The organism is Streptomyces sp. NBC_00223 (genome assembly GCF_036199905.1).
Lineage (GTDB): Bacteria > Actinomycetota > Actinomycetes > Streptomycetales > Streptomycetaceae > Actinacidiphila.
This window is the reverse complement of sequence record NZ_CP108109.1, coordinates 291,391-316,243: the sequence shown is the minus strand read 5'-3', so window position 1 is coordinate 316,243 and position 24,853 is coordinate 291,391. Positions and strand designations below refer to the sequence as shown.

The following is a 24,853-nucleotide window of genomic DNA, read 5'->3' as shown; positions in this document are numbered from 1 at the left end:
TTGCGCCCCGAAAACGACCTCTCCTCCCGGTGGACACCACCGGGCAAGAAACCCGGCGCGTCCCACGACGTACGCCGTATCGTCCGCCTCTTCCGCCCCTACCGGGGGCGGCTCGCCGTCGTCGGACTGCTCGTCGGCCTGTCCTCCCTCGTCTCGGTCGCCTCGCCCTTCCTGCTGCGGGCGATCCTCGACACCGCCATCCCGCAGGGCCGCACCGGACTGCTCAGCCTGCTCGCCCTCGGCATGATCGCCACCGCCGTGGCCACCGGCGTCTTCGGCGTCCTGCAGACCCTGATCTCCACCACCGTCGGCCAGCGCGTCATGCACGACCTGCGCACCTCGGTCTACGACCGGCTCCAGCGGATGTCGCTCGCCTTCTTCACCCGCACCCGCACCGGCGAGGTGCAGTCCAGGATCGCCAACGACATCGGCGGCATGCAGGCCACCGTCACCTCCACCGCGACCTCCCTGGTCTCCAACCTCACCGCCGTGATCGCCTCCCTGGTGGCCATGGTCGCGCTGGACTGGCGGCTGACCGTCGTCTCCGTGCTGCTGCTCCCGGTCTTCGTCTGGATCGCCCGCAGGGTCGGCCGCGAGCGCAAGCGCATCGCCACCGACCGGCAGAAGCAGATGGCGGTGATGTCCTCGATCGTCACCGAGTCGCTGTCGGTCAGCGGCATCCTGCTCGGCCGCACCATGGGCCGGGCCGGCTCCCTCACCCGTGACTTCTCCGACCAGTCCGAGCGGCTGGTCGACCTCGAAGTGCGCTCCAACATGCAGGGCCGCTGGCGGATGGCCGTCATCGGCATCGTGATGTCCGCGATGCCCGCGCTGCTGTACTGGGCGGCGGGCCTGACCACCGGTCACGGCGGCCCCGCCGTCTCGATCGGCACCCTGGTCGCCTTCGTCACGCTTCAGCAGGGCCTCTTCCGCCCCACGGTCCAACTGCTGGCCACCGGCGTGGAGGTGCAGACCTCGCTCGCGCTCTTCCAGCGCATCTTCGAATACCTCGACCTGCCCGTCGACATCACCGAACGCCCGGGCGCGGTAAGGATCGAGAAGGTCCGCGGCGACATCGGCTTCGAGAACGTCGACTTCGCCTACGAACCCGGTAGCGGCGCGCCCACCCTGAGCGGCATCGACCTGAGTGTCCCCGCGGGCGGCACCCTGGCCGTCGTCGGCGCGACCGGCTCCGGCAAGAGCACCCTGAGCTATCTGGTGCCCCGGCTCTACGACGTGACCGGCGGCCGGGTCACGCTCGACGGCGTCGACGTACGCGACCTCACCTTCGAGACCCTGTCCTCGGCGGTCGGCGTGGTCGCCCAGGAGACGTACCTCTTCCACGCCTCGATCGCGGAGAACCTGCGGTTCGCCAAGCCCGACGCGACCGACGACGAACTGCGGGCCGCCGCCCGGGCCGCGCAGATCCACGACCACATCGCGGGGCTCCCCGACGGCTACGACACGCTCGTCGGCGAGCGCGGCTACCGCTTCTCCGGCGGCGAGAAGCAGCGCCTGGCCATCGCCCGGACGATCCTGCGCGACCCTCCCGTGCTCATCCTCGACGAGGCCACCAGCGCGCTCGACACGCGGACCGAGGGCGCCGTGCAGAAGGCCATCGACGAGCTGTCCGCCGGGCGCACCACCGTCACCATCGCCCACCGGCTGTCCACCGTGCGCGACGCCGACCAGATCGTGGTCCTCGACGCCGGCCGGATCACCGAACGCGGCACGCACGACGAACTCCTCGCCCTCGACGGCCGCTACGCCGCCCTGGTGCGGCGCGACAGCCGGCTGGCGACCACGGCGCCGTAGGACACGGCGGGGCCCTGCCGCCCGGACCCTACCCGCCGGTAAGGTGATGAAGGCCCGGCGGGAGACGCCCGCCCCGCCCAGGAGGTCACGGTGCCCGTACGTTCCGCCCCACTGCTCGCGGGGCTCCTCGCCACCGCGGGCGTCACCCACTTCCTGCGGCCCGGGCCGTACGACGCGATCGTGCCGGCCGCGCTGCCGGGCGATCCCCGCACCTGGACCCGGGTCAGCGGCGCCGCCGAACTCGTCCTGGCCGCCGCCGTCGCGCTTCCCGCCACCCGCAGGGCCGGGGCGCTGCTCACCGCCGGGCTGTTCGTCGCCGTCTTCCCCGCCAACGTGAAGATGGCCCATGACTGGCGCCACCGGCCCGCCCCGCTCAAGGCCGCCGCCTACGCCCGGCTGCCCGCCCAGGTCCCGCTGGTGCTGTGGGCGCTGCGGGTCGGCCGCTCGGCGGCGGCGTCACGCTGAGGACTGCGCCGTCACGATGACGACGTCGAGGGTGCGGGGGCCGTGGACGCCCTCGACGCGGTCGAGCTCGATGTCGCTGGTCGCGGACGGCCCGGAGATCCAGGTGAGCGGCCGGGCGGGGTCGAGCCGGGGGAGCGCCTGGGGGACGGAGTCGACCACCTGCTCCGGTGCGCGGACGACGCAGATGTGGTGATCGGGGATCAGGGTGATCCTGCGCTGCCCCTGATCGGGCCCGGCGTCCAGGACGATGGTGCCGGTCTCGGCGACCGCGAGCGCGCAGCCGGTGATCACGCTGTCCACCGCGTCCAGCTCCCCGGCCGTCAACCCGCCCCCGCCGGAGACCACTTCCACGCCGGACACCTCCGCGAGCCACGCCCCCGGCAGCCCCGCCGGTACGACCGCGCGGCGCGTTCCGTGCTCGGCCAGCAGCCGGGCGACGGTGCCGGGCAGCCCGGCCTCCTCGGTGCGGTGGACGTGGGCGCGGTAGTCGGTGAGGTGTGCGGCGAGCAGGTCGGTGCGCTCGCGCGGGCTGCGGGGGGCGTGGACGCGGAGGTAGTCACGGGCGACGGGTACGTCCCCGGGCGTCTCCTCGGCGGGGACGTCGGTCAGCGCCTGCCGGATACGGCGCAGGATCTCGGCACGGCTGCCGCTGGTGTCGGTCACTGGTCCCCGCCGTTCTCCCGTGTCTTCCGCCGTTGTCGCCACCAGTCGCGGAACGACTGCTCGGGCAGCGCGGGCAGTTCACGGCTGTCCGTCCAGGCCCTCGCGGTACGGCCGGGGGCCCGTTCCGGATGCAGCCGGCGGGTGCGCAGCGCGAGGCGCTGCGCCGTGTGCCAGGCGGCCGGGTGGTCGAGCGTCCAGCTTCCCACCCGCATGGCGGCGCGTTCCGCGGCGTGTCCCCGGGCCGGTTTGATGGTGGTACGGGTGCCGCGCAGGGTGACGGGGCCGCCCTGGACGACGCGTTCGCGGAGGTGGACCAGGACCTCGGGGATGTCGATGGCGACCGGGCAGACGGTGTAGCAGGCGCCGCACAGCGAGGAGGCGTAAGGCAGGGAGGCGTTCAGCTCGTTGTCCGTGCCCCGGAGTTGAGGGGTGAGGATGGCGCCGATGGGGCCGGGGTAGGGGGAGCCGTAGGCGTGGCCGCCGGCGCGTTCGTAGACCGGGCACACATTGAGGCAGGCGGAGCAGCGGATGCAGCGCAGCGCCTGGCGGCCGACGGTGTCGGCGAGGGTGTCGGTGCGCCCGTTGTCGAGCAGGACGAGATGGAAGACCTTCGGTCCGTCGCCGTCGGAGGTGCCGGTCCACATCGAGGTGTACGGGTTCATGCGCTCGGCGGTGGAGGAGCGCGGCAGCGTCTGGAGGTAGATCTCCAGGTCGCGCCAGGTGGGGACGATCTTCTCGATGCCGACGACCGAGATCAGCGTCTCGGGCAGGGTCAGGCACATACGGCCGTTGCCCTCGGACTCGACGACGACCATCGTGCCGGTCTCGGCGACCATGAAGTTGGCGCCGGAGACGCCGACTTTGGCGCGCAGGAACTTCTCGCGGAGGTGGAGGCGGGCGGCCTCGGCGAGTTCGGCGGGGGAGTCCGACAGGCCCTCGGGCGCGGGCCGTCCCCAATCGGCCATCCGGGTGCGGAAGATGTCGCGGATCTCGGTGCGGTTCTTGTGGATGGCCGGGACCAGGATGTGCGAGGGCCGGTCGTCGCCGAGCTGGACGATGAGTTCGGCCAGATCGGTCTCGTACGCGGCGATGCCTTCGGCGGCGAGGGCTTCGTTGAGACCGGTCTCCTGGGTGGCCATCGACTTGACCTTGACCACCTCCGACTCGCCGGTGGCGTGGACGAGTCGGGCGACGATGCGGTTGGCCTCCTCGGCGTCGGCGGCCCAGTGGACGGTGCCGCCCGCCTCGGTGACCGCGGCTTCCAGCTGGAGCAGGTAGTGGTCGAGGTGGCGCAGGGTGCGGTCCTTGACCTGGGCTCCGGCGGCCCGCAGTTGGGGCCAGTCGGCCAGCTCGCCGATCGCGACGGCCCGCTTGTCGCGGATGGTGTGGGTGGCGTGGGTCAGGTTCGCCCGCAGCTGCGTGTCCCGGGTGGACTCGGCGGCGGCCCGGGGGAAGGACGGCAGACCCAGATACGTACCGCTCATCGGACCTTTTCCCTTTCCTTCGGCCGGTAGGGCCGCTCCTCGGTGGAGGCGAGGATCTCCGCGAGGTGCACCGAGGTCAGCGGGGCGTCCTCGCGGCGCAGAATGCCGTCGAGGTGCATCAGACAGGAGTTGTCGGCGCCGCACAGCACCCGCGCGCCGCTGTCCAGGGCGTGCCGCACCTTGTCCCGGCCCATCGCGGCCGACACGTCCGGGTTCTTGACCGCGAAGGTGCCGCCGAAGCCGCAGCACTCCTCCGCGCCCGCCAACTCCCGCAGCTCCAGCCCCCCGACGGCCTCCAGCAGCCGTCTCGGCCGGTCGCCCAGCCCCAGCATCCGCAGACCGTGGCAGGAGGGGTGATACGTGACCGTGTGCGGGAAGTACGCCCCCACGTCGGTCACTTCGAGCACGTCGACCAGGAACTCCGTCAGCTCGTACGTCCGCGGCGCCCCGGCCAGGGCCTCGGTCAGCTCCTCGCCCCGCCCCTCGTCCGCCGCGCGCCGGGCGATCCGCGGGTAGTTGTCCCGCACCATCGCCGCGCACGAACCCGAGGGCGTGACCACGCAGTCGTAGCCGTCGAACGCGGTCGCGTACCGCCGGACCAGCGGCTCGGTGGCGTGCCGGTAGCCGGTGTTGAACTGCGGCTGGCCGCAGCACGTCTGGGCGGCCGGGAAGTCGACCTCGACGCCCAGGCGTTCGAGCAGGGTGACCACCGCGCGGCCGGTGTCCGGGTAGAGGAGGTCGTTCACGCAGGTCACGAAGAGGGCTACCCGCATGGGGCCGCCGCACGGACGCCGGGCAGGCCCGGCAGATGGGGATCACGCATGCGCTCATACTGCCGCACTCGGGCCCGACAGGGAAGCAGACATCCGATGTATGGCGCGGCGGATGCTCCGGCCGATCAGCCGGCCGCCGGCTCGGGGGTCCGTACGGTCCCGGCGGCGGGCTCGTCGGCCGCCAGCAGCGCGCGGATGTCCCGTACGGCCGTCCGCCCGGCCCGGTTCGCGCCGATCGTGCTCGCCGAGGGGCCGTAGCCGATCAGATGCACCCGCGGGTCCTTCGCCACGCGCGTGCCGTCCATCCGGATGCCGCCACCGGGCTCGCGCAGCCGCAGCGGGGCCAGATGGTCGAGAGCGGCGCGGAAGCCGGTCGCCCACAGGATGACGTCGGCGGCCAGCTCCCGGCCGTCGTTCCAGGCCACGCCGCGCGGGGTGATCCGGTCGAACATCGGCTCACGGCGCAGGATCCCGCGCGCCCGGGCGTCGAGCACGGCCTCGGTCGCCGCCAGCCCGGTGACGCTCACCACGCTCTGCGGCGGCAGCCCGCGCCGCACCCGCTCCTCGACCAGGGCGACCGCCGAGCGGCCCCACTCCTCGTCGAAGGGCGTCTCGCGGAAGACCGGCGGCCTGCGGGTCACCCAGGTCGTACGGGCCACGTCCGCCAGCTCCATCAGCAGCTGCACCGCCGACGTACCCCCGCCGACCACCACGACGTGCCGCCCGGCGAACTCGGCCGCGCCCCGGTAGCCCGCGGTGTGCAACTGCCGCCCCTGGAAGGTCTCCTGGCCCGGGTAGTACGGCAGGAAGGGCCGGTCCCAGGTGCCGGTCGCGTTGATCAGCGCCCGTGCCGACCACACGCCCGCGTCGGTCTCGACCCGCAGCCGCCCGCCCGCGTCCTCCCGTACCGCCGTGACGTCCACCGGCCGGCGCACCCGCAGATCGAAGGTCCGCTCGTACCGGGCGAAGTACGCGCCCACCACCTCGGCGGACGGCCGGTCCGGGTCGGCGTCGCCCAGCGGCAGGCCGGGCAGTTCGTGCACGCCGTGGGCCCTGCCGTAGGTCAGGGACGGCCAGCGGAACTGCCAGGCGCCGCCCGCCGCGGGGGAGTGGTCGAGGACGGCGAAGCCGGTGTCCGGGCGCAGGCCGGCCCGGCGCAGGAAGTACCCGGCTGACAGTCCGGCCTGGCCCGCGCCGATGACGACGACGTCGACGTTCCGCGCACCGCCTGTTTCGTTCATGCTTCTACCAACCGCCCGGCCGGGGGAATGCTTCCCGCGTCCGTACGCCGTCGGAGGCCGTCCCGCGCGGCCGCCCTACGGGGCCCGGCGGCGGTCTGCCAAGCTGCTCGGGCGCACACGCGCGCACCCGCGCGTCACGCGGGGCGCGGCCGACCGGCGGCGCGGAACCCTCGCTGGAGGCACCATGTCGCGAACCGACCCCCACCCCGGTCGCCGCGCCGAACTGCTGGCCGAACTGTCCGTGGCCGCGCGGCACTACACGGCGGCGTACGCCCTGTTCAACCAGGCGTTCGCGGACTTCTTCGGCCTGCACCCCACCGATGTGCAGTGCCTCAATCTGCTCGGCCTGGAAACGGCGCCGGTCACCATCGGCCGGGTCGGCGAACTGACCGGCCTCAGCACGGGCGCCGCGACCCGGCTGGTCGACCGGCTGGAGCGGGCCGGATACGCCAGGCGCGAGCGCGACCCCGCCGACAAGCGGCGGGTGCTGGTCGCCACCGTGCCGGAGCGGATGGCCGCGTTCGGGCAGGTGTGGAACGAGCTGAGCGGCGCGTGGTGGCAGATGTTCGACGACTACGACGAGGAGCATCTGAGCGTGCTGCTCACGCACATGCGGCGGACGGTCGAGCTGTGCGGGGCGCAGGTCGCGCGGCTGCGCGAGGGCACGGTCGGCGGGCCTCCCGAAGGGTGACGCGTCCCGCGCTCAGAGGTTCGGGGCCGCCGCCGCCCGAGGTCCGTCCGGCATCCGCGGCTCGGAGGCCCAGCGGCGCAGCCGGGCCACCCGTTCCGCCGCCTCCTCCAGCCGGTCCAGCGGCAGGTCGCCGTCCGCGACGGCCCGGGCGGCGGCCGCGTGGATCGCGTCCCGTACGCCCGCGCCGCTGCCCGGCCCGAGCCTGACCAGGTCCACTCCGGCGATCCACGCGAGCACGGCCGCGCCCGGTACGCCCCAGCCGTCGACGATCCACGGCGTGTCCAGGGCGCCGCTCACCACGACGCCGCCGTAACCGAGTTCGCCGCGCAGGATGCCGGTGATCGCGGGCCGGCTGAGGCTGGCGGGCAGACCCTCGCCGCCGGGTACGGGGGAGTGGCCCGCGGTGATCGCGCGGACGCCCGCGGCGGCGCCCTCCGCGAAGGGGCGCAGGCTGCCCGTGCCCGTGAACGGACCGAGCGCGGCGGCCACGCCGTGCGTCTGGAGATCGGTGACGAAGACCCGGGTCTCGTCGGCGCGCGGGCCCGGCCGCACGCCGAGGTGCAGATTGGCGCCCGAGGCGACGAGTTCGGCCGCCGCGGCGCGCCCGCCGCCCGACCGGTGCGGGCCCGGGTGCCCGGTCAGCGCGTCCGGTACGGCGGCCCGCAGGGCGTCGGAGGCGGCCCGGGCGGCGGCGCCGTACGCGTGCACGGCCACGCCCGGGGTGCCTCTCTCCAGGCCGCGCAGAATCCACTCGGGCACCGCGTCGCCGCGGCCGTCGACGGACGGCAGCAGGCATGAGTCGACCAGCACGGCGAGCCGGTGCAGCGCGTTCACGTGTGTCCCCCTTCGGGGCGCGGCAGGACCTGTCCGCTGGAGCGGCCCCCGGTGGAGTGCGGTTCCCTCGGCCCGCTGAATGGTACAGACCAATATGCGTCAACGGCAATCGTGCCCCACCCGTCCCGCCCGAACTCCCCCCGCCCGCAGCCGAATCGCCCCCAAAACCCGCCCTCCCGCCGGGTGCCGGCCACCGGCCCCCGGCCGACGCCGGCCACCGCGTGGCTGCTGCGGGCGGGTGGCCTTGGCGCGGCCCGGCGCGGCGCTGCCCCGCCGGGTGCGGCCTCCGCGGCTGGCCGGGCGGCTGCTCGGGCTCGCGTCCCCGCCCGGCGACGGGCGCGACCTCGTCGGCCTCTGGCGGCTGGCCGGGGGCGTAGCCTCGCCCCTCCCGGCGAGCGCGCCGCCGCGCACCCGGCTCCGCCGGACGAACGCGGGCACCCGGCGGCCGCCAGGGTCGTCCGGGGGCCGTGCCCTCGCCCCTTCCGGGGGCGGGGCAGTCCGCGGGCCGGGCCCGCGTTCCCGGGGCACCGCGCGCGGCGGGTCAGTGGGCCGCCGGGGCGAAAAGGTCCGCGGTCGCGGGGGACGGGTCGGGGCCGGTCAGGCCGCGAGCCGCGAGGAGCGGCAGGACGCCCTCGCCGAACCAGTACGCCTCCTCCAGGTGCGGATAGCCGGACAGCACGAAGTGGTCCACGCCCAGCGCGTGGTACTCCTCGATCCGGTCCGCGACCTCCTCGTGGCTGCCGACCAGCGCCGTACCCGCGCCGCCGCGGACCAGACCGACGCCCGCCCACAGGTTCGGCGCGATCTCCAGCTTGTCGCGCCGGCCCCCGTGCAGCGCCAGCATCCGCTGCTGGCCCACCGACTCGCTGCGGCCCAGCGCCTCCTGCGCCGCGCTGATCGTCTCGTCGTCCAGGTCGCCGAGCAGCCGCTCGGCCGTCGCCCACGCGTCGCGCGAGGAGTCCCGGGAGATCACGTGCATCCGGACACCGAACCGCAGCGTGCGCCCCTCCGCCTCGGCGAGCGAGCGGATCCACTTGATCTTCTCGGCCACCTGCGCGGGCGGCTCGCCCCACGTCAGATACACATCCGTGTGCCGCGCGGCGACCGGCCCCGCGGCCGCCGACGACCCGCCGAAGAAGATCTGCGGCAGCGGGTCCGGCGGCAGCGCGGTCAGCCCGCCCTCCACCTGGTAGTGCTCGCCGTGGAAGTCGAACGGCTGCCCCTGCCACACCCCGCGCACCACCTGAAGGAACTCCGCGGTGCGCGCGTAACGGCTGTCGTGGTCCAGATGGTCGCCGAACCGCCGCTGCTCGGTGGCGTCGCCGCCGGTCACCACGTTGAGCAGCAGCCGCCCCCGGGTGAGCCGCTGGTACGTCGCCGCCATCTGCGCCGCGAGCACCGGCGAGATCACCCCGGGCCGGAAGGCGACCAGGAACTTCAGCCGCTCGGTGTGCTGGGACAGGGCCGCCGTGGTCAGCCACGCGTCCTCGCACCACGTACCGGTCGGGGTCAGGACCGCCTCGAAGCCCAACTGGTCGGCGGCCCGGGCGATCTGCGCGAGGTAGTCGATGTCGGGGGCGCGGATGCCGCCGGCCGGGGTGATCTTGGAGCGCGTGATGCCCCCGTCGGTGTAGGCGTGACGGTCCACCAGCGTGCGGCCGTCACCTCCGGTGGGCAGAAACCAGTGCACATGTACGGACATGGGTGGACGCCTTCCATGGGCGGAGTACGGGCGGGGGTACGTGGCCGGCGCCGCCCCGGCGGTGGCGGCACGGGGAACACCCGGCGGCACGCCGGAAGCGCGCGAGGGGAGGGAACGACGGACCGGCTTGAGGAGAGTCGAACGTCAGAGGCCGAAGGGACACGCGGCCGACGCCACCCGCAGCAGGTCGATGTGACCGCGCGTGGTGAGCAGGCAAGGACGTGACATGCCGCGAAGGTAGCGACAGCCCCGCGAACCGGTCAATGCCGTCTCGGCACCCGGATGGTGGGCGACCATGGACGTATGGCCGACACCTTCACCACACGCGTCGTCGACGTCACCACCGGGTCGACGGAGACCGTGCACGACCTCACCGACCTCTGCGCGTCCTTCCTGCGCGAGGCGGCGCGCGGGCGCGACGGGCTGCTGCACGTCTTCGTCCCGCACGCCACCGCCGGGATCGCCGTGATCGAGACGGGCGCGGGCAGCGACGACGACCTGCTCGCCGCGCTGCGCGACCTGCTGCCCGCCGACGACCGCTGGCAGCACCGCCACGGCAGCCGCGGGCACGGCCGCGACCACGTACTGCCCGCCCTGGTCCCGCCGCACGCCACGCTCCCGGTGATCGGCGGACGGCTGGAGCTGGGCACCTGGCAGTCCGTCGTCCTGGTCGACACCAACAAGGACAACCCCCGCCGCCAGGTCCGGCTGAGCTTCCTCGGCTGAACGGCCCCGGCGGCCCCGCCGTCAACCGCCCCGCCGTCACCCGCCCAGCATCTGCGTCAGGTCGTACCGCACCGGCTCCTCCAACTGCGCGTAGCTGCACTGGCCCGGCTCGCGGTCCGGGCGCCAGCGGCGGAACTGCGCGGTGTGCCGGAAGCGGTCGCCCTGCATGTGGTCGTACGCGACCTCGACCACCAACTCCGGGCGCAGCGGAATCCAGGACAGATCCTTCTTCCCGGTCCACCGGCTCGGCCCGCCCGGCAGCCGGTCGGCGGCCTGCGCCTCCTCGCTGGCCCACGCCTCCCACGGGTGCCCGGCGACGGACTCCATCCGCAGCGGTTCGAGTTCCGTCATCAGCGCCCGGCGCCTGGCCATCGGGAAGGAGGCGCAGACCCCGACGTGCTGGAGGCGGCCTTCGGCGTCGTGCAGACCGAGCAGCAGCGAGCCCACGACCGGGCCGCTCTTGTGCAGGCGCAGCCCCGCCACCACGCAGTCCGCGGTCCGCTCGTGCTTGACCTTGGTCATGACCCGCTCGCCCGGCCGGTACGGGTAGTCCGGCCGCTTGGCGACGACCCCGTCCAGGCCCGCGCCCTCGAACTGGTCGAACCACTGCCGGGCCACCTCCAGGTCGTCGGTGACCGGGGTCAGGAAGAGCGGCGGCGCGGCGTCGCGCAGCGCGGCCTCCAGCAGCTCCCGGCGTTCGCGCTGCGTGACGGGCAGCAGCGACTCGTCGCCCAACGCGAGCAGGTCGAACGCGATGAAACTCGCCGGGGTCACCTCGGCCAGATGGCGTACCCGGGAGTCGGCCGGGTGGATGCGTTCCAGCAGCCTGTCGAAGTCCAGCCGGCCGTCGAGGGCGACGACGATCTCGCCGTCCAGCACACAGCGCGCCGGCAGCTGCTCGCGCAGGGCGGCGACCAGCTCGGGGAAGTAGCGGGTGAGCGGCTTGGTCGAGCGGCTGCCCAGCTCGACCTCGTCGCCGTCGCGGAAGACGATCGCCCGGAAACCGTCCCACTTGGGCTCGTACCGCATGCCCGTCGGGAGGGCCGCGGCGGTCTTCGCGAGCATCGGGTGCACGGGCGGCATCACCGGGAGGTCCATGAGGGCGATTGTGCGGCGGTGGCGCGGGCCGCGCCCGGCGGCGGCCGTCGGCACAGGACCGCCCGCCGGGGATCTCCGGCGCGCGGCCCGTGCCCGGGCGCCCTAGCGTGAGGACATGGCAGAGCCGCTGGAACTCACCGTCGGCGAGCGCACGGTCCGGGTCTCGAACCCCGACAAGGTGTACTTCCCGCAGCGCGGATTCACCAAGGGCGACCTCGTGCGCTACTACCTGAGCGTCGGCGACGGGGTGCTGCGCGCGCTCAGGGACCGGCCCACCACCCTGGAGCGCTACCCCGACGGGGTCGAGGGCGGCTCCTTCTTCCAGAAGCGCGCCCCCAAGAACCTCCCCGAGTGGATTCCGACCGGCCGGATCGCCTTCCCCAGCGGCCGCTACGCCGACGAGATCTGCCCCACCGAGACCGCCGCCGTCGCCTGGGCGGCGAACCTCGGCTGTCTGACCTTCCACCCCTGGCCGGTCCGCAGGGCCGACACCGAGCACCCTGACGAACTGCGCATCGACCTCGACCCGCAGCCCGGCACGGAGTACGCCGACGCGGTGCGGGCCGCGCTCGCGCTGCGCGAGGTGCTGGACGAACTGGGCCTGACCGGCTGGCCCAAGACCTCCGGCGGCCGCGGCCTGCACGTCTTCGTCCCCCTCGCCCCCGAGTGGACCTTCACCCAGGTGCGGCGCGCGGCCATCGCGGTGGCCCGGGAGCTGGAACGGCGGGACCCGGAGCGGATCACCACCGCCTGGTGGAAGGAGGAGCGCGGCGCGAAGATCTTCGTGGACTACAACCAGACCGCCCGCGACCGTACGATCGCCGGCGCGTACTCGGTACGGCCCTTCGCCCACGCGCCCGTCTCCGCGCCGCTGCGCTGGGAGGAGGTGACCAGCGCGGTGCCCACGGACTTCGACCTGGCCACCATGCCCGCGCGGTACGCCGAGGTGGGCGATGTGCACGCGGACATGGACACCCACGCCTTCCGCCTGGAGGCCGCGCTCGACCTGGCCGACCGCGACGAGCGCGAACACGGCCTCGGCGACCTCCCGTACCCTCCGGAACACCCCAAGATGAAGGGCGAACCCACCCGCGTCCAGCCCAGCCGCGCCCGCAAGCGGTGAGCCTGTGGAACGCGGCCCGGACCGTCCGTGTACCGCGCCGGCCAGGGACTACCTCGCGGGGCGCTGAGCGGATTCCGCGGCGCGGCCGACCGATTCGACCAGCGGGAGGACGCGGTGGGCGACCCGCTCGCGCAGGGCTATCTCGGTGCGGGTCCTGACCACTCCCGGCATCCGGATCAGCAACTGGATCAGATCCTCCAGGTGCGCGTTGTCCCGGGCCACGACGCGGGCGAGGAGGTCGCCTCCCCCGGTGATCGAGTATGCCTCTATGATCTCGGGGACCGCCGCGAGCGCGTCGCCGACCGAGTCGAGGTGCCCCTGGGTCACCTCGATACGGACGAAGGCGAGCACCGGGTGGCCGAGCGCGGCCGGTGAGACCCGAGGGCCCGCGACCGTGATCGCGCCGTCCCGTTCCAGCCGGTCCAGCCGCGCCTGGAGAGTGCCGCGGGCCACGCCCAGGATGCGGGCGTACTCGCGGACGCTGGTGCGCGGCTGCTCGAGCAGCAGCCGCAGAATGCGGGCGTCCAGGACGTCGACGGACATGGGCCGGGGGTCCCCTCACAGTTGGTGATCTTGGCATATGCAACGTACCAATGGCTCATCGATGAACGATCGTTTTGAGCCACTGCCTGCGGGGATGCCGGAACACCGGGCGAATGGGGGGACACAGCGGACGCCGGCCCGTATTCGGCGGACCGCGGGGGCCCGCCGGCCCGTCCCGTCCGTGTCGCTGGGCGGCCCGAGCACCACGGGCCGCGCGCCGCCGCAGCCGTGATCGGCCGGATCGAACCCCAAGGCGTAGCGATCACCGATCCGCGGCGCCCACGGCGGCCGGGACCGGCCGGTCCCGGAGGCCCTCCGGGCGCCGCCTCGCGGTCCTGGCCGCCCGCACCGCGACGACCGCGAGGACGACCGCGAGCAGCCCCAGCGCACCGGGAACCCAGTACCGCGAGGACCAGCCGATCCAGGCGCCGGCGCCCCACGAGGCGCCGGACCGCCCGGCGGCGTTCACATACGTACCTGTGTCCGGCGCCGTCACCCAGAAGAAGTCCGCCCCGAGCAGCACCCCCAGCGCGATCCCGCTCAGCGCGACCGCCAACTGACCGGTCGTCGCCGCCCCGACGCCCGCCCACCGCTCCAGCGGCCCGTGCACCAGGCTGCCGACCGCGCCCCCGGCGAACGCCCCCGTGAACAGGGCCCAGAGCAGCGGCGGCGTGCTGTTGGCCGGATAGAGATCGGCGAGGAGATACGTCGTGCCGACCGGATAACGGGCCGCGTCCGCGAGACCGTACCCGAAGAGCGTCCACAGCCCGCAGAAGACCACCAGCCAGATCACGAGGCCGGGACCGATCCCGCGACGGGCGGGCGGCCGCGGTCCGCCGGGCACGGCGTCCGACAGTCGCGGTGCGCCGGGCACGGCGTCGGACGGACCGGTCGCGCTCATCCGAACTCCCTGGCGGTGTGCGGGCGGACGGCCCGCCGAGGCGAATCCGGTGCGGGCCACGATGCGTTGAGGAAGCCGGACCGGCCCCTCATCCCTCGCACAGTAGGGCAGCCCGGGGGTTGCCACCACCAGCCCTCCCTCGCGCCGCAATTCGCGCCCTACGAGCCCCATGCGCCCCCGCGCGCCGACTCCTTGGGGGCACATTGCGGCGTGCCGCGAGCCCCCGGACGCGACGCGGCAGGCGTCAGGTACTAATCTCAGCCGCCGTAAAGACATCAGGCGGAAGAGGTACGGCAGTGGCCGCGCACGTATACATCGGGTCGTTCACGTCGGCGGGGGGCCGCGGGCTCACCGCCGCCACCGTCGACCCGGACACGGGAGCGCTCACCCCGCTCGGGGACACGGCCGAGGTGCCGAACCCGTCCTTCCTCGCCAGGTCCGCCGACGGGCGCACCCTCTACGCGGTCAGCGAGACCGAACCCGAGGGCGCCGCGGCGGCGTTCTCCCTCGCCGACCCCGCGGCGCCCCGGCTGCTCGGCGCCCCCGTGCCCGTGGGCGGCGGGTCGCCCACGCACCTGTGCGTCCACCGCGGCCACCTGCTGACCGCGAACTACGCCGCGCCCGGCAGCGTTTCGGTGCTGTCGCTCCAGGAGGACGGCGCACTCGGCGAGTTGCGCGCCGTCCTGGAGCACGAGGGCGACGGCCCCCACCAGGACCGCCAGGAGGCCCCGCACGCCCACGCGGTGGTGTCCGACCCCGCGGACCGCTGGCTGCTCAGCGTCGACCTCGGCACCGACTCGGTACGGGTCTGCGAACTCGACCCCGAGCCCGGCACGTTGGAGGTCGAACGGGAACTCGGTCTGCGCTCGGGCATCGGACCGCGCCATCTGGCCTTCCACCCCGGCGGCGGCCACGCCTATGTGATCAACGAACTCGACTCCGTTGTCACCGTGTGCCGTTGGGACGGCGACAAGGGCAGCCTGCGCCCGCTGGCGGAGGTCCGGGTGCTCCCGGACGGCGCCGAGGGCGACAACTACCCCTCGGAGCTGGTGATCTCGCACGACGGCCGGTTCGCGTGGGCCGCCAACCGCGGGAGCAACAGCATCTCGGTGCTCAGCGTGGACGCCTCGGGCGAGCGGCTGGAACTCGTCGACACCGTCAGCTGCGGCGGCGACTGGCCGCGCCATCTGACCCTCGACCCCGCCGGCACCCGGCTCTACGCCTCCAACGAGCGCTCCGGCGACGTCACCTGGTTCGACGTCGACCCGGCGACCGGCATCCCCAAGCAGGCCGGGTCGCTGGCGCTGCCCGCGGTGTCCTGCGTGCTCTTCGGCTGAGCCGCCGGGCCCGCGGGCGGCCCGGAGCCCGGTGCCCGCGAACACGACGGCGGGCGGCCCCCGAAAGCCCGGGGCCGCCCGCTCGTGTCGTATGCCGTGCGGTTCAGCGGTGGTTCACTGCGCCTGCGACTGCCGGAGCGCGAGGCCGAGCGCCGCCGCGTACTGCGTGACCACCAGCTTGCCGACGGTCGGGTACGGGCCGAGCGCGTCCGCGCCCGCGCAGCCGGCCTCGGCGGCGGCCGTGTGGAGCAGCTGAGGGGCGATCTCCGGGCCGATCAGGCAGGGCGCGAGGGCCAGCGTCGTCGAACCCGAGGAACGCAGCTGGTCGGCGGCCCGCGCGATCGAGCCGTCCTCGTCCAGCGCGGCGGCCAGCACCGGTACGGCCAGCCGCGCGGCCAGCAGCAGCCCGGTCACCCCGGCCGCCTGCGCGGCCTCCTCGCCGCCCACGGTGGCCAGGATGATGCCGTCGGCGGCGGTGGTCACCGTGAACAGCCGGGCGCGGTCGGCGCGGGCCAGCCCGGCCTCCGACAGCCGTACGTGCAGCGCCTCCGCGAGCAGCGGGTGCGGGCCCAGCACGTCGGTCAGCTCGACCTGGGCCTTGCTGTCGCCCACGGCCTGCCGGACGCGGCGCAGCACCGACGCCTCGGGCCCGGCGAGCAGCGGCACCACGACCGCGGAGGTGTCCTCACCGGGACGCTCGGCGGCCACCTGGTCGAGCACCGACCGCAGCGAGGGGTACTCCCCGTCGTCGCCGTCGACGAAGGCGATCCGCGGGTCGAGGCCGGACAGCTCGGAACGGGCGATGCTCACGACCTCCTCGGCCAGGCTGAGCGCCGCGGCGGTCGGAGTGCCGGGTACGGCGAGAACCAGCACCGGCGCCCCCTCGGGCGCGGTCAGCACCTCGGGGCGGCGGTGGCGTCCTGACTGGCGCGGGCGCGGGCTTCGAACGGGGAGGCCGGAGGCCGGCCCTGTGGCGTTGCTCATGGCGTCGCATGCTAACGCCTTGCGGCACCTCGGTGTTCGCTCGGGTACGCGGTAGGTCGGACCTGTCACCAACTGTCCGATTCCTCAGTCACGTTCGGTCATCGGACGAGTCTGAGCAGTGCCGGGTCCGCGGGCAGCGTCAGGGCGTCGCGCTGGAGGGCGCCGGCGATCAGCACGGCGCCGTCCAGCGGGTCCCCGGCGGCCGGTACGAGGGTGGCACCGGGCAGCAGCCGCGCGGCCTGCTCGCGCAACGGACCGAGCAGCGGCTCGCCCATCCTGAACAGACCTCCGGTCAGCGCCACTTCGACCGCCCCGGGCCCGGGGCGCACGGCGGCGGCCGACTCCAGGATGTGCGTCGCGGCCTGCCGCAGGACGGCCGCGGCCACCGGGTCGCTCGCCGCGCACCCGGCCACCTCAGGGGCGAACGAGGCCAGGACGGCGGCGCGGTCGGCGCGCGGATACAGCTGCGCGGGCAGGCCGTCGAGCGGGCCGAACCGCTCCCGGGCGCGGTCGAGCAGGGCCGCCGAGCCGCCGTCGCGGCCGTCGTGGGCCCGCAGCGCGGCGTCCAGGCCCGCGCGGCCGATCCAGGCGCCGCTGCCCGCGTCGCCCAGCAGATGGCCCCAGCCGTCCGCCCGCCGCCAGCCGGTGCCGTCGGCCGCCGTGCCCAGGGCGATCATGCCGGTGCCGGCCGCGACGACCACGCCGGGGCGCAGGCCGAGCGCGCCCGCGTACGCCGTCACCGCGTCCCCGGCGAGCGCCAGCGCGCGCGCCCCGAGCGCGTCGGCCAGGGCGCCGGGCAGCCGGGCGCGCAGGTCGTCGCCGAGCGTGGCCATGCCGGCCGCGCCGACGCAGGCCGCGGCGATCCGCCGGGCCCCGGCCGTCCGCATCAGGTCCTCGGCCAGCGGCAGGACGAGGCCGAGCAGATCGTCCGCGTCGATGCCGCGGGCACCGGTGACGGCGGGGCGGCCGGCGGTGACGGGGGCGCACGCGTCGGAACCGTCGGCGCGCGCCAGGGCGGCCCGCAGGCCGGAGCCGCCGGAGTCGACGCCGAGCACCCAGGGGGCGCCGGAGTCAGGCACGGGCGGGGGGCCGGGCGCCTGCGCGGACTCGGGCACGGGCGGCGGGCCGGGCGTGCGTGAGGTGCCGGGCGCCCGCGCGGGGCCCGGCGTCCGGGGAAGGTCCGGCACGGCTCAGCCGAGCCCGCGCGAGTCCTGCTTGAGGGCGGTGTCCACGGTCAGGGCGGAGGCGACGACCATGCTCAGCAGCGGATCGGCGAGCTGCCGGTGGATCTGCAGCACATAGTTGTCCGCCGTGGTGAACATGGTCTTGGCCAGGCCCTCCCACGTCTTGGTGATACGGCCGATCTCGGTCTCGGTGTGGTCCACGATCGCGAAGTTCCACGCCCGCCAGTTCTCGGCCTTGATGGCGCCGATCTTCTGGCCGTTGTACATGAACGCGAAGTTGATCTTGCCGATGGCGTTCTGCTGTACGATCTCGCCCAGCGGCTCGCCGTTGGCGCGGTGCACCAGCACCTTGGACTTGATGAACTTCGCCGGCCGGGTCAGTGTGAGCTGCGGCTGGCCCTGCGCGTCCCGGACCTCCAGCTTGTGGGTGAGGAACTGGTCGACGCTGGAGACGAAGCGCAGCACCTTCTTGGCGGTGCTCTGACCGACCTCCACCACGGAGCCGAGGGTGCGGCCGTTCTGGTCGAACACGCTGTACTCGTTGACGAGTTCGATCAGCTTGGCCTTCTGGTTCACCACCAGCACGGGCTCGGTGAAGAGGGTGCCGCCGCCGAAGCCGGTCGGCGCGACACCGGCCTGCTGCTGCACCTGGCGCTGGACCTTCGCCGGGTCGGGGGCGCTGCTGACGTTCAGCTCCCAGGCGCTGCCGCCGCCGCCCTGCTGCTGGGGCACCTGGCCGGGGTTGGTGTGCTCGGTCCACTGGGAGCCGTCCCAGTACCGGAGCAGGTTCGGGGTGCCCTTCGGGTCGGCGTACCAGCCGGCCGGGGTATCGGAATGCGTCGTCACCCGGGCAGACTACCTCGGGCCGCCGTTCAGGGGAGCTGCCAGTTCACCGGCTCGGCGCCCTGCCGCGTCAGCAGGTCATTGGTCCGGCTGAAAGGCCGCGAGCCGAAGAAGCCGCGGTCCGCCGACATCGGCGAGGGGTGCGACGACTCGATCGCGGGCAGTTCGCCGAGCAGCGGCCGCAGATTGCGGGCGTCGCGGCCCCACAGGATGGACACCAGCGGGCGGCCCCGGGCGACCAGCGCCCTGATCGCCTGCTCGGTGACCTCCTCCCAGCCCTTGCCGCGGTGGGCGGCCGGCCGCCTGGGGGCGGTGGTCAGCGCCCTGTTGAGCAGCAGCACGCCCTGCCGGGTCCACGGGGTCAGATCGCCGTCGGACGGCCTGGGCACCCCGAGGTCGGCGCACAGCTCCCGGTAGATGTTCTCCAGGCTGCCCGGCAGCGGGCGGACGTCCGGCGCGACCGAGAAGCTCAGACCGACGGCGTGACCAGGTGTGGGATACGGGTCCTGACCGACGATCAGCACCCTTACGTCGTCGAAGGGCTGCTGGAACGCGCGCAGCACGTTCGCGCCCGCGGGCAGATAGGTCCGGCCCGCCGCGATCTCGGCACGGAGGAAGTCCCCCATCGCCGCGATCCGGTCCGCCACGGGGTCAAGGGCCTTCGCCCAGCCCGGCTCGACGATCTCGTGCAAGGGTCGCGCAGTCACGGTCCGTCACTCTACTGGCTCAACAGCCCCGCGGTGCACGGGACTCCGCGATCGGGTGGCGACCGGCCCCCGCCACCGCCCGGGAACGGGCCCGTCCGCCCACCCGCCGCACGCCACCCGCCGATCATGACGCCCTACCTCCGCGATCCCGATGTGTCCGACATCACAAAGTCTGCACCCGACCACTGACAGCGGGCGCGGAACGGAGGGTTCCGGGGCCGGCGTCCGCTCAGAGCACCGGACGCGGGTACGCCCTGGCGTACTGCGGCGGCACCCCGGCGGACCCGGACGCGCCCAGTTCGTACGCGGCCCGCAGCGGCCACGCCGGGTCGCGCAGCAGCTCCCGCCCGAGCAGCACGGCGTCGGCCTGGCCGGTGGAGACGATCGTCTCGGCCTGCTGCGGCTGCGTGATCAGGCCGACCGCGGCGACCGGAAGGTCGGTCTCCGCCTTCACCCGGGCCGCGAACGGCACCTGGTAGCCGGGGCCCACCGGAATGCTCACCCCGGCCGCGTTGCCGCCGGAGGAGACGTCCAGCAGGTCCACGCCCCGGGCGAGCAGTTCCTTGGCGAACCGCACGGTCTCGTCGGCCGTCCAGCCGGCGCTCTCCAGCCAGTCGGTGGCCGAGATACGGAAGAACAGCGGCAGTTCCTCCGGCCACACCTCGCGGATCGCGTCGACCACCTCGAGCGCGAAGCGGACGCGGTTCTCGAAGCAGCCGCCGTACGCGTCCGTGCGGTGATTGCTGTGCGGGGAGAGGAACTGGCCGACCAGATAGCCGTGCGCTCCGTGCACCTCGACCACCTCGAAGCCCGCCGCGAGCGCCCGCCGCGCGGCCGCGGCGAACTGCGCCACGACCTCCCGGATGTCGGCCTCGGACAGCTCGTCCGGCACCGGGTGGGCGTCGTCGAAGGGCACCGGGCTCGGGCCGACCGGCTGCCAGCCCTCCCGGTCGGGGCCGAGCGGTCCGCCGCCCAGCCACTGCCGGTCGGTCGACGCCTTGCGCCCGGCGTGGCCGAGCTGGATGCCCGCGGCGGCGCCCTGCTCCTTGAGGAAGCGGGTGATCCGGGAGAAGGCCGCCACCTGGTGGTCGTTCCAGATGCCGAGGTCCGCGGGGCTGATCCGGCCCTCCGGGCTGACCGCCGTGGCCTCGGTCAGGACCAGTCCGGCGCCGCCGGTGGCGCGGGCGCCGTAGTGGGCGAAGTGCCAGTCGTTCGGCGCGCCCCGGCCCGGCCCTCGGGTGTCGGCCGAGTACTGGCACATCGGCGCCATCCAGACACGGTTCCGCAGGGTCAGGGACCGCAGGGTGATGGGCTCGAACAGTGCGCTCACGGCACGCTCCTCGTCGTAGGGCGTCGGGGGTTTCCCGGTCAGACCATAAACACCGTAGTACGGCGTCTGTCAAACTACGAGAGCTGTCGTAATATGGCGTTCATGACAGCCTCGCCCCCGGTCACCGCCGCCCTTGCCGCGAGCCGCCCGCTGGAGCACCCCGCGGTCGACGCCATCCGGCTCGAAGACGTGCTGCACGCGCTGTCCGACCCCATGCGCCTGATCGTGGTGCGGAGCCTGGCCGCCGCGAAGGACGAGATGACCTGCTCCGACGTGCCGCTGCCGGTCAGCAAGTCGACCACCACCCACCACTTCCGGGTGCTGCGCGAGGCGGGCGTCATCCGCCAGATCTACCGCGGCACCTCCAAGATGAACGCCCTGCGGCGCGGCGACCTCGACGCCCTCTTCCCCGGCCTGCTCGACCGGGTGCTCAGCGCGGCCGAGGCCCAGGCCGAACGGCTCGGCGGGAGCTGAGGGTCCGCCGGATCAGAGCGTCGGCGTCCGGACGGGCTTGCGGGTGCCGGCCGCCGGGTCGTACGCCTCGGCGCCCGGCGGCGGACTGCCCGCGCCCCACGCCAGGCCGTACCGCTGGAAGAGCTCGGCCCGCAGCCGGGCCACCGGCATCGGCGCGCCCGGCAGCAGCAGGGCCACGGTCGCGCCCATCAGCAGGGCCCGCAGCAGCCGGTACTCCTCCTCCGGCTCCGCCGCGCCCCAGCGCACGGTGGTGTCCCGCAGCAGCGAGGCCAGCAACTGCTGCTCGGGGCACTGGATGAAGCCCTCCTCCTGGAGTATCGACGCCATGTGGGTGCGCATCAGGGTGGTGTGCGTACGTGTCAGACCGAGGACCGCGTCGATCGCCCGGGCCATCAGCTCCTGCCCGTCGTCGGTGCGCGGCTCGGCGGCGAGGGCGGCGGCGAGTTCACGGTTCATCAGCCGGTGCACCGCCGACTGGAGCAGCGCGCGCTTGCCGGAGAAGTAGTACGAGACCAGACCACGGGCCGTACCTGCGCGTTCGGTGATGTCGGCCAGCGTGGTGGCCTCGTAACCGCGCTCCTCGACGAGTTCGAGGGTCGCCTGAAGCAGCCGTTCCCGGGAACGCTGACGCATCGCTTCATTGACCGATGGGCTCCGAGGGGACATGCTTACTCCTGCGTTGACTGGCTGCGAGCCAATATACTCAGCGCGGCTCGCCGGGCTACGGCCCGGGCGGGTGACGGGGAAGAACGCCGGACCCGGCGACGCGGGGGATCGCCGGGACCGGCGTTCGCCGTGTCCGGGTCGTGTCCACTCGCCGCGGTCGCTTCTCGCCCCGGCCGGGTGGTCATCGGCCGATCAGATCCAGCACTCCGCGCAGGGCGTCGGGCCGCTCGGCCACGGGCAGGTGGTCCACCAGCAGGACCGGGCAGCCGAGCGCCGCGGCGCCCCCGTCGGCCGTACGGTCGTCGCCCACCATCAAGGTCCGCTCCGGCGCCGCTCCCAGCGCCTCGCACGCGACACGGAACAGCCGCGGGTCGGGCTTCTGCGCGCCGTGCTCACAGCTCAGCACGAACACGTCCACCAAGGAGTCGAGCCCGTGCGCGCGGAAGACCGGGCGCAGATCCCAGCCGATGTTGCTGACGATCGCCACCGGCACCCCGCGCTCGCGCAGCGCGCCCAGCACCTCGGCCGCGTCCGGATACGGGGCCCACGCCGCCGGGGCGCTCTGCCGGTCGTAGAGCGCGTCGTGCACGTCCCAGGGCAGCCCGGCCGTACGGGACAGCCCGGTGTACGCCGCCCGGTGCAGCTCCGCGGTGAGATCACGGTCGGCCCAGGCCGCCACGAGGTGCGGCGGAATCCGCTCGGGCCGGGCGCCGCCGGGCTGGGCGCCGGCCCGCTCCAGCCGCCGCGCGTACGCCGTGACCGTCTCCGGGTCCGCCTCGATCCCCTCGTCGGCGAGAACCGCGCGCAGCCAGTCCTCGCAGGGCTCGATACGGAAGACCGTGCCGGAGAAGTCGAACATGCACGCCCGCACGGCCGCGGTGGCCCTCTCGTCTGCTCCGGGAGCGGTCACGTGGTCAGGCGAGCGCGTGGAGGCCGGGGCCGAAGGCGACCAGCAGCGGGACCGCGGGCACCAGCAGCGCGGCGACGGTCACCCGCAGCCGGCGGGCCGGCGTCAGACGCTGCGCCGGTTCCAGCAGCCGGTGCACCCGCCCGGGCAGGGCGGCCAGCGGCGTCGGGGACGGGCCGAACACCCCGCGCTCCTCGTTCAGCTCCACCAGCGCGAGGGCGGTCGTCACCCGGCCGAAACGGCGTGACGCCGTGTCGTCGGCGGCCAGCTCCACCAGGTGGTGGACCTGGTCGCGGAAGGCGGCGAAGACCGGCACCTGGGGGAAACCGCCCGCCAGCGCGCCCGCGCAGTGCAGCAGCACATCGTGCCTGGCCCGCGCGTGGCCCTGCTCGTGGGCCAGCACCGCGTCCAGCTGACGGCCCTTGAGACGGCCCAACGCGGCCGTGGTGATGACCAGTCGGGGCTCCGCCCCGGACAGCCACCAGGCGTCCGAGCGGCGGTCCTCCAGGATCACCAGACGCTCACCGGGCGGTACCGACTCACCCGGCAACCGGGGTGCGCGCACCCGCAGTTCGGTCCTGCGCCTGCGGCGCCGCGCGCGGGCGGCCCGCACCTCGCGGGTGAGCATCGCCGCGGTCCACAGGCCGCCGAGCGCGAGCAGGATCGCCAGGGCGCCTGCCCAGTGCCCGTACTCCTGCAGGCCGTAGGCGTCGACGACACCGCGCGGGGCGTAGGCGAAGACATTGCCGCGGACCGCCGACCAGGCGGCCGAGGCGGTGAGCGCCATCGCCGAGACACAGCACAGCAGCACAGCGGCGACCACGCACTGCCAGACCCACAGGGCCAGCACCGGTTCGCGTTCCGGCCAGTCGGCACGGGAGAGCAGACGCGGCGCCGTCGCCGCCGCAAGTGCGCCGAGAACCAGCAGCACAAACGGGACCGTCATGCTGATCACCCTAGGAGCAGGCGAGGACCGCCGGGTACGGCACCGGACCGATGTGACGCATCACTCACGGGACGTGTCGGTCACATCACCATCAGCATGGCGAACATGCCCAGAGCCATCGACACCCGGCAGGCGGCCGCCACCTCGGGCGCGTGCCGCAGCCGCGCGGTGCCGACGGCGCCGGGTATCAGCACTCCGGGGGCGGGCAGGGCCACCAGCCGGGTGCCGGAGCGCAGCACGTATCCCGCGAAGTAGAGCAGCAGCACACCGGTCAGCAGCGGGGTGCCGGCGCCGGCGTGCCCGGTGTGCTCCGCGTGCCCGCCGCCGCCCCCGGCCATCGCCAGCGCCATGTAGACCATCGCGGCCGAGCACACCGAGTGGTGCAGATGGTGTCCGGTCCGGCGGCGGGCCGACAGCAGGGCGTGCACGGCCGCGGCCGCGAAGACGGCCGTGAACACGGGCGCCCCCCACGGCCGGGGGTCGAGCACCGACAGCGGCACGGCCATCACGGCCATGCCGACCCCCATCAGCGCCTCGTGCCGGGCCTCGTCGCGCACCAGGCAGGAGACGGCGGCCGCCGCGCTGAGCACCACGAGCAGCCAGGCCACCAACGGCGGTCCGTGCATGGGCTCCCCCTCCTCGCCCTCCCCGTACGCGACGCTCCCGTTCCTCCGTCCCCGAACGGTCGCCTGATGGAGGTCTGCCCGTGCCCGGCGGCGCGCACCCACGCGCACGGAACTACTCGGGGGAGCGCGTCATTCGTACGCGCGCCCTGCGCACCACCCGCTCCGCCCCCCGGTCACCCCGCCCCCTGTCCATCCGTATTCGGCCCTGGCGACCGTCCAGGGGGCCTGTACTAGCCTGACCCGCATGGACACCGCCGCCCTCGTCTTCCGTGCCGCCACCCCCGCCGACGCGCCCGCGCTCGTGGCACTCATCGAGTCCGCCTATCGCGGGGAGGCGAGCCGGGCCGGCTGGACGACGGAGGCGGACATCCTGGAAGGCCGGCGGACGGACCCCGAGGGCGTGCTGGCCGTCATCGAGAAGCCGGACGGCCGGCTGGTGGTGGTGGAGAGCGGCGGCGAACTGGTGGCCTGCTGTCAGCTCGAACACCGGGGCGAGCACGCGTACTTCGGCATGTTCGCGGTGCGGCCCACCCTCCAGGGCGCCGGCCTGGGCAAGATCGTCATCGCCGAGGCGGAACGATTCGCCCGGGACGAGTGGAAGGTCGCCGAGATGCACATGACGGTGATCTCGGTCCGCGAGGACCTGATCGCCTGGTACGTGCGGCGCGGCTATCGGCGGACCGGCGAGATGAGCCCCTTCCCCTACGGCAACGAGCGGTTCGGGCTGCCGACCCGCGACGACCTGGAGTTCGAGCTGCTCACGAAGAAGCTCACCTGAGGGCGCGAGCCC

At 74.2% G+C, this 24,853-nt stretch carries 26 protein-coding genes; 8 read left to right on the top strand and 18 right to left on the bottom strand.

Annotation, left to right across the window (positions count from 1 at the left end):
- Both OHA30_RS01410 and OHA30_RS01405 read left to right on the top strand, forming a co-directional pair.
- Complete coding sequence (locus OHA30_RS01410) at window positions 1-1,815, top strand: ABC transporter ATP-binding protein (protein WP_328911920.1); 1,815 nt, start codon at window positions 1-3, stop codon at window positions 1,813-1,815.
- Window positions 1,816-1,905: 90 nt separating this feature from the next.
- Entirely contained in the window at window positions 1,906-2,280 is a 375-nt protein-coding gene (locus tag OHA30_RS01405) for a DoxX family protein (protein WP_328911919.1), read from the top strand.
- Here OHA30_RS01405 and OHA30_RS01400 read toward each other — a convergent pair.
- The 4 genes from OHA30_RS01400 to OHA30_RS01385 all read right to left on the bottom strand — a co-directional run bounded on the left by OHA30_RS01400 (window position 2,272) and on the right by OHA30_RS01385 (window position 6,441).
- Window positions 2,272-2,943, bottom strand: coding sequence for a LutC/YkgG family protein (locus OHA30_RS01400; protein ID WP_405785979.1), 672 nt, complete (start codon window positions 2,941-2,943; stop codon window positions 2,272-2,274). The genes OHA30_RS01405 and OHA30_RS01400 overlap by 9 nt on opposite strands.
- Window positions 2,940-4,427 (bottom strand): lactate utilization protein B, encoded by a 1,488-nt coding sequence (locus OHA30_RS01395; RefSeq protein WP_328911918.1) that lies wholly within the window; start codon window positions 4,425-4,427, stop codon window positions 2,940-2,942. The genes OHA30_RS01400 and OHA30_RS01395 overlap by 4 nt, the downstream gene beginning before the upstream one ends.
- The gene (locus tag OHA30_RS01390) at window positions 4,424-5,200 is read right to left on the bottom strand and encodes a (Fe-S)-binding protein (protein ID WP_328911917.1); all 777 of its coding nucleotides are present in this window, start codon (window positions 5,198-5,200) and stop codon (window positions 4,424-4,426) included. Before OHA30_RS01390 ends, OHA30_RS01395 begins: the two co-directional genes overlap by 4 nt.
- Window positions 5,201-5,325: 125 nt before the next feature.
- Window positions 5,326-6,441, bottom strand: coding sequence for an NAD(P)-binding domain-containing protein (locus OHA30_RS01385; protein ID WP_328911916.1), 1,116 nt, complete (start codon window positions 6,439-6,441; stop codon window positions 5,326-5,328).
- 184 nt (window positions 6,442-6,625) lie between these two features.
- Between OHA30_RS01385 and OHA30_RS01380 the strand changes: the two genes are divergently transcribed.
- The gene (locus tag OHA30_RS01380; RefSeq protein ID WP_328911915.1) at window positions 6,626-7,132 is read left to right on the top strand and encodes a MarR family winged helix-turn-helix transcriptional regulator; all 507 of its coding nucleotides are present in this window, start codon (window positions 6,626-6,628) and stop codon (window positions 7,130-7,132) included.
- 12 nt (window positions 7,133-7,144) lie between these two features.
- Here OHA30_RS01380 and OHA30_RS01375 read toward each other — a convergent pair whose 3' ends face one another.
- Entirely contained in the window at window positions 7,145-7,966 is an 822-nt protein-coding gene (locus OHA30_RS01375; RefSeq protein ID WP_328911914.1) for a glycoside hydrolase family 3 N-terminal domain-containing protein, read from the bottom strand.
- Window positions 7,967-8,507: 541 nt separating this feature from the next.
- A complete protein-coding gene (locus tag OHA30_RS01370) occupies window positions 8,508-9,668 on the bottom strand; it encodes an LLM class flavin-dependent oxidoreductase (RefSeq protein WP_328911913.1) in 1,161 nt (386 codons plus the stop codon).
- 303 nt (window positions 9,669-9,971) lie between these two features.
- Between OHA30_RS01370 and OHA30_RS01365 the strand changes: the two genes are divergently transcribed.
- A complete protein-coding gene (locus OHA30_RS01365; protein WP_328911912.1) occupies window positions 9,972-10,394 on the top strand; it encodes a secondary thiamine-phosphate synthase enzyme YjbQ in 423 nt (140 codons plus the stop codon).
- A 36-nt stretch (window positions 10,395-10,430) separates the two neighbouring features.
- Here the strand turns inward: OHA30_RS01365 and OHA30_RS01360 are convergent, their stop codons facing one another.
- The gene (locus OHA30_RS01360) at window positions 10,431-11,492 is read right to left on the bottom strand and encodes an ATP-dependent DNA ligase (protein WP_328911911.1); all 1,062 of its coding nucleotides are present in this window, start codon (window positions 11,490-11,492) and stop codon (window positions 10,431-10,433) included.
- 115 nt (window positions 11,493-11,607) lie between these two features.
- Here OHA30_RS01360 and ligD point away from each other — a divergent pair, with 115 nt between their 5' ends.
- A complete protein-coding gene (ligD, locus tag OHA30_RS01355) occupies window positions 11,608-12,615 on the top strand; it encodes a non-homologous end-joining DNA ligase (RefSeq protein ID WP_328911910.1) in 1,008 nt (335 codons plus the stop codon).
- Between the two features lie 48 nt (window positions 12,616-12,663).
- Here the strand turns inward: ligD and OHA30_RS01350 are convergent, their stop codons facing one another.
- The gene (locus tag OHA30_RS01350; RefSeq protein WP_328911909.1) at window positions 12,664-13,158 is read right to left on the bottom strand and encodes an Lrp/AsnC family transcriptional regulator; all 495 of its coding nucleotides are present in this window, start codon (window positions 13,156-13,158) and stop codon (window positions 12,664-12,666) included.
- Window positions 13,159-13,420: 262 nt separating this feature from the next.
- The gene (locus tag OHA30_RS01345) at window positions 13,421-14,059 is read right to left on the bottom strand and encodes a hypothetical protein (RefSeq protein ID WP_328911908.1); all 639 of its coding nucleotides are present in this window, start codon (window positions 14,057-14,059) and stop codon (window positions 13,421-13,423) included.
- 296 nt (window positions 14,060-14,355) lie between these two features.
- Here OHA30_RS01345 and OHA30_RS01340 point away from each other — a divergent pair, with 296 nt between their 5' ends.
- Window positions 14,356-15,396, top strand: coding sequence for a lactonase family protein (locus OHA30_RS01340; protein ID WP_328911907.1), 1,041 nt, complete (start codon window positions 14,356-14,358; stop codon window positions 15,394-15,396).
- A gap of 114 nt (window positions 15,397-15,510) precedes the next feature.
- On the opposite strand, the gene OHA30_RS01335 is transcribed toward OHA30_RS01340, so the two are convergent.
- The 5 genes from OHA30_RS01335 to OHA30_RS01315 all read right to left on the bottom strand — a co-directional run bounded on the left by OHA30_RS01335 (window position 15,511) and on the right by OHA30_RS01315 (window position 20,444).
- Window positions 15,511-16,380: a sirohydrochlorin chelatase gene (locus OHA30_RS01335; protein WP_328911906.1), complete on the bottom strand. Its 870-nt coding sequence runs from the start codon at window positions 16,378-16,380 to the stop codon at window positions 15,511-15,513.
- Between the two features lie 98 nt (window positions 16,381-16,478).
- A complete protein-coding gene (locus OHA30_RS01330; RefSeq protein WP_328911905.1) occupies window positions 16,479-17,459 on the bottom strand; it encodes an N-acetylglucosamine kinase in 981 nt (326 codons plus the stop codon).
- 111 nt (window positions 17,460-17,570) lie between these two features.
- A complete protein-coding gene (locus OHA30_RS01325; protein ID WP_328911904.1) occupies window positions 17,571-18,410 on the bottom strand; it encodes a phospholipid scramblase-related protein in 840 nt (279 codons plus the stop codon).
- 26 nt (window positions 18,411-18,436) lie between these two features.
- Complete coding sequence (locus OHA30_RS01320) at window positions 18,437-19,114, bottom strand: uracil-DNA glycosylase (protein WP_328911903.1); 678 nt, start codon at window positions 19,112-19,114, stop codon at window positions 18,437-18,439.
- A gap of 229 nt (window positions 19,115-19,343) precedes the next feature.
- On the bottom strand, window positions 19,344-20,444 hold the full coding sequence (locus tag OHA30_RS01315; RefSeq protein WP_328911902.1) for an NADH:flavin oxidoreductase/NADH oxidase: 1,101 nt from the start codon (window positions 20,442-20,444) through the stop codon (window positions 19,344-19,346).
- Between the two features lie 102 nt (window positions 20,445-20,546).
- Here OHA30_RS01315 and OHA30_RS01310 point away from each other — a divergent pair, with 102 nt between their 5' ends.
- On the top strand, window positions 20,547-20,918 hold the full coding sequence (locus OHA30_RS01310) for an ArsR/SmtB family transcription factor (protein ID WP_328911901.1): 372 nt from the start codon (window positions 20,547-20,549) through the stop codon (window positions 20,916-20,918).
- A 12-nt stretch (window positions 20,919-20,930) separates the two neighbouring features.
- On the opposite strand, the gene OHA30_RS01305 is transcribed toward OHA30_RS01310, so the two are convergent.
- The 4 genes from OHA30_RS01305 to OHA30_RS01290 all read right to left on the bottom strand — a co-directional run bounded on the left by OHA30_RS01305 (window position 20,931) and on the right by OHA30_RS01290 (window position 24,063).
- Window positions 20,931-21,584 (bottom strand): TetR/AcrR family transcriptional regulator, encoded by a 654-nt coding sequence (locus tag OHA30_RS01305; protein WP_328911900.1) that lies wholly within the window; start codon window positions 21,582-21,584, stop codon window positions 20,931-20,933.
- Between the two features lie 181 nt (window positions 21,585-21,765).
- Window positions 21,766-22,455 (bottom strand): HAD family hydrolase, encoded by a 690-nt coding sequence (locus OHA30_RS01300; protein ID WP_328917688.1) that lies wholly within the window; start codon window positions 22,453-22,455, stop codon window positions 21,766-21,768.
- Between the two features lie 43 nt (window positions 22,456-22,498).
- Window positions 22,499-23,437: a M56 family metallopeptidase gene (locus OHA30_RS01295; RefSeq protein WP_328911899.1), complete on the bottom strand. Its 939-nt coding sequence runs from the start codon at window positions 23,435-23,437 to the stop codon at window positions 22,499-22,501.
- Between the two features lie 80 nt (window positions 23,438-23,517).
- Window positions 23,518-24,063, bottom strand: coding sequence for a DUF5134 domain-containing protein (locus OHA30_RS01290; RefSeq protein WP_328911898.1), 546 nt, complete (start codon window positions 24,061-24,063; stop codon window positions 23,518-23,520).
- A gap of 244 nt (window positions 24,064-24,307) precedes the next feature.
- On the opposite strand from OHA30_RS01290, the gene OHA30_RS01285 reads away from it, so the two are divergent.
- Window positions 24,308-24,841 (top strand): GNAT family N-acetyltransferase, encoded by a 534-nt coding sequence (locus OHA30_RS01285; protein ID WP_328911897.1) that lies wholly within the window; start codon window positions 24,308-24,310, stop codon window positions 24,839-24,841.
- Window positions 24,842-24,853 lie beyond the last annotated feature (12 nt).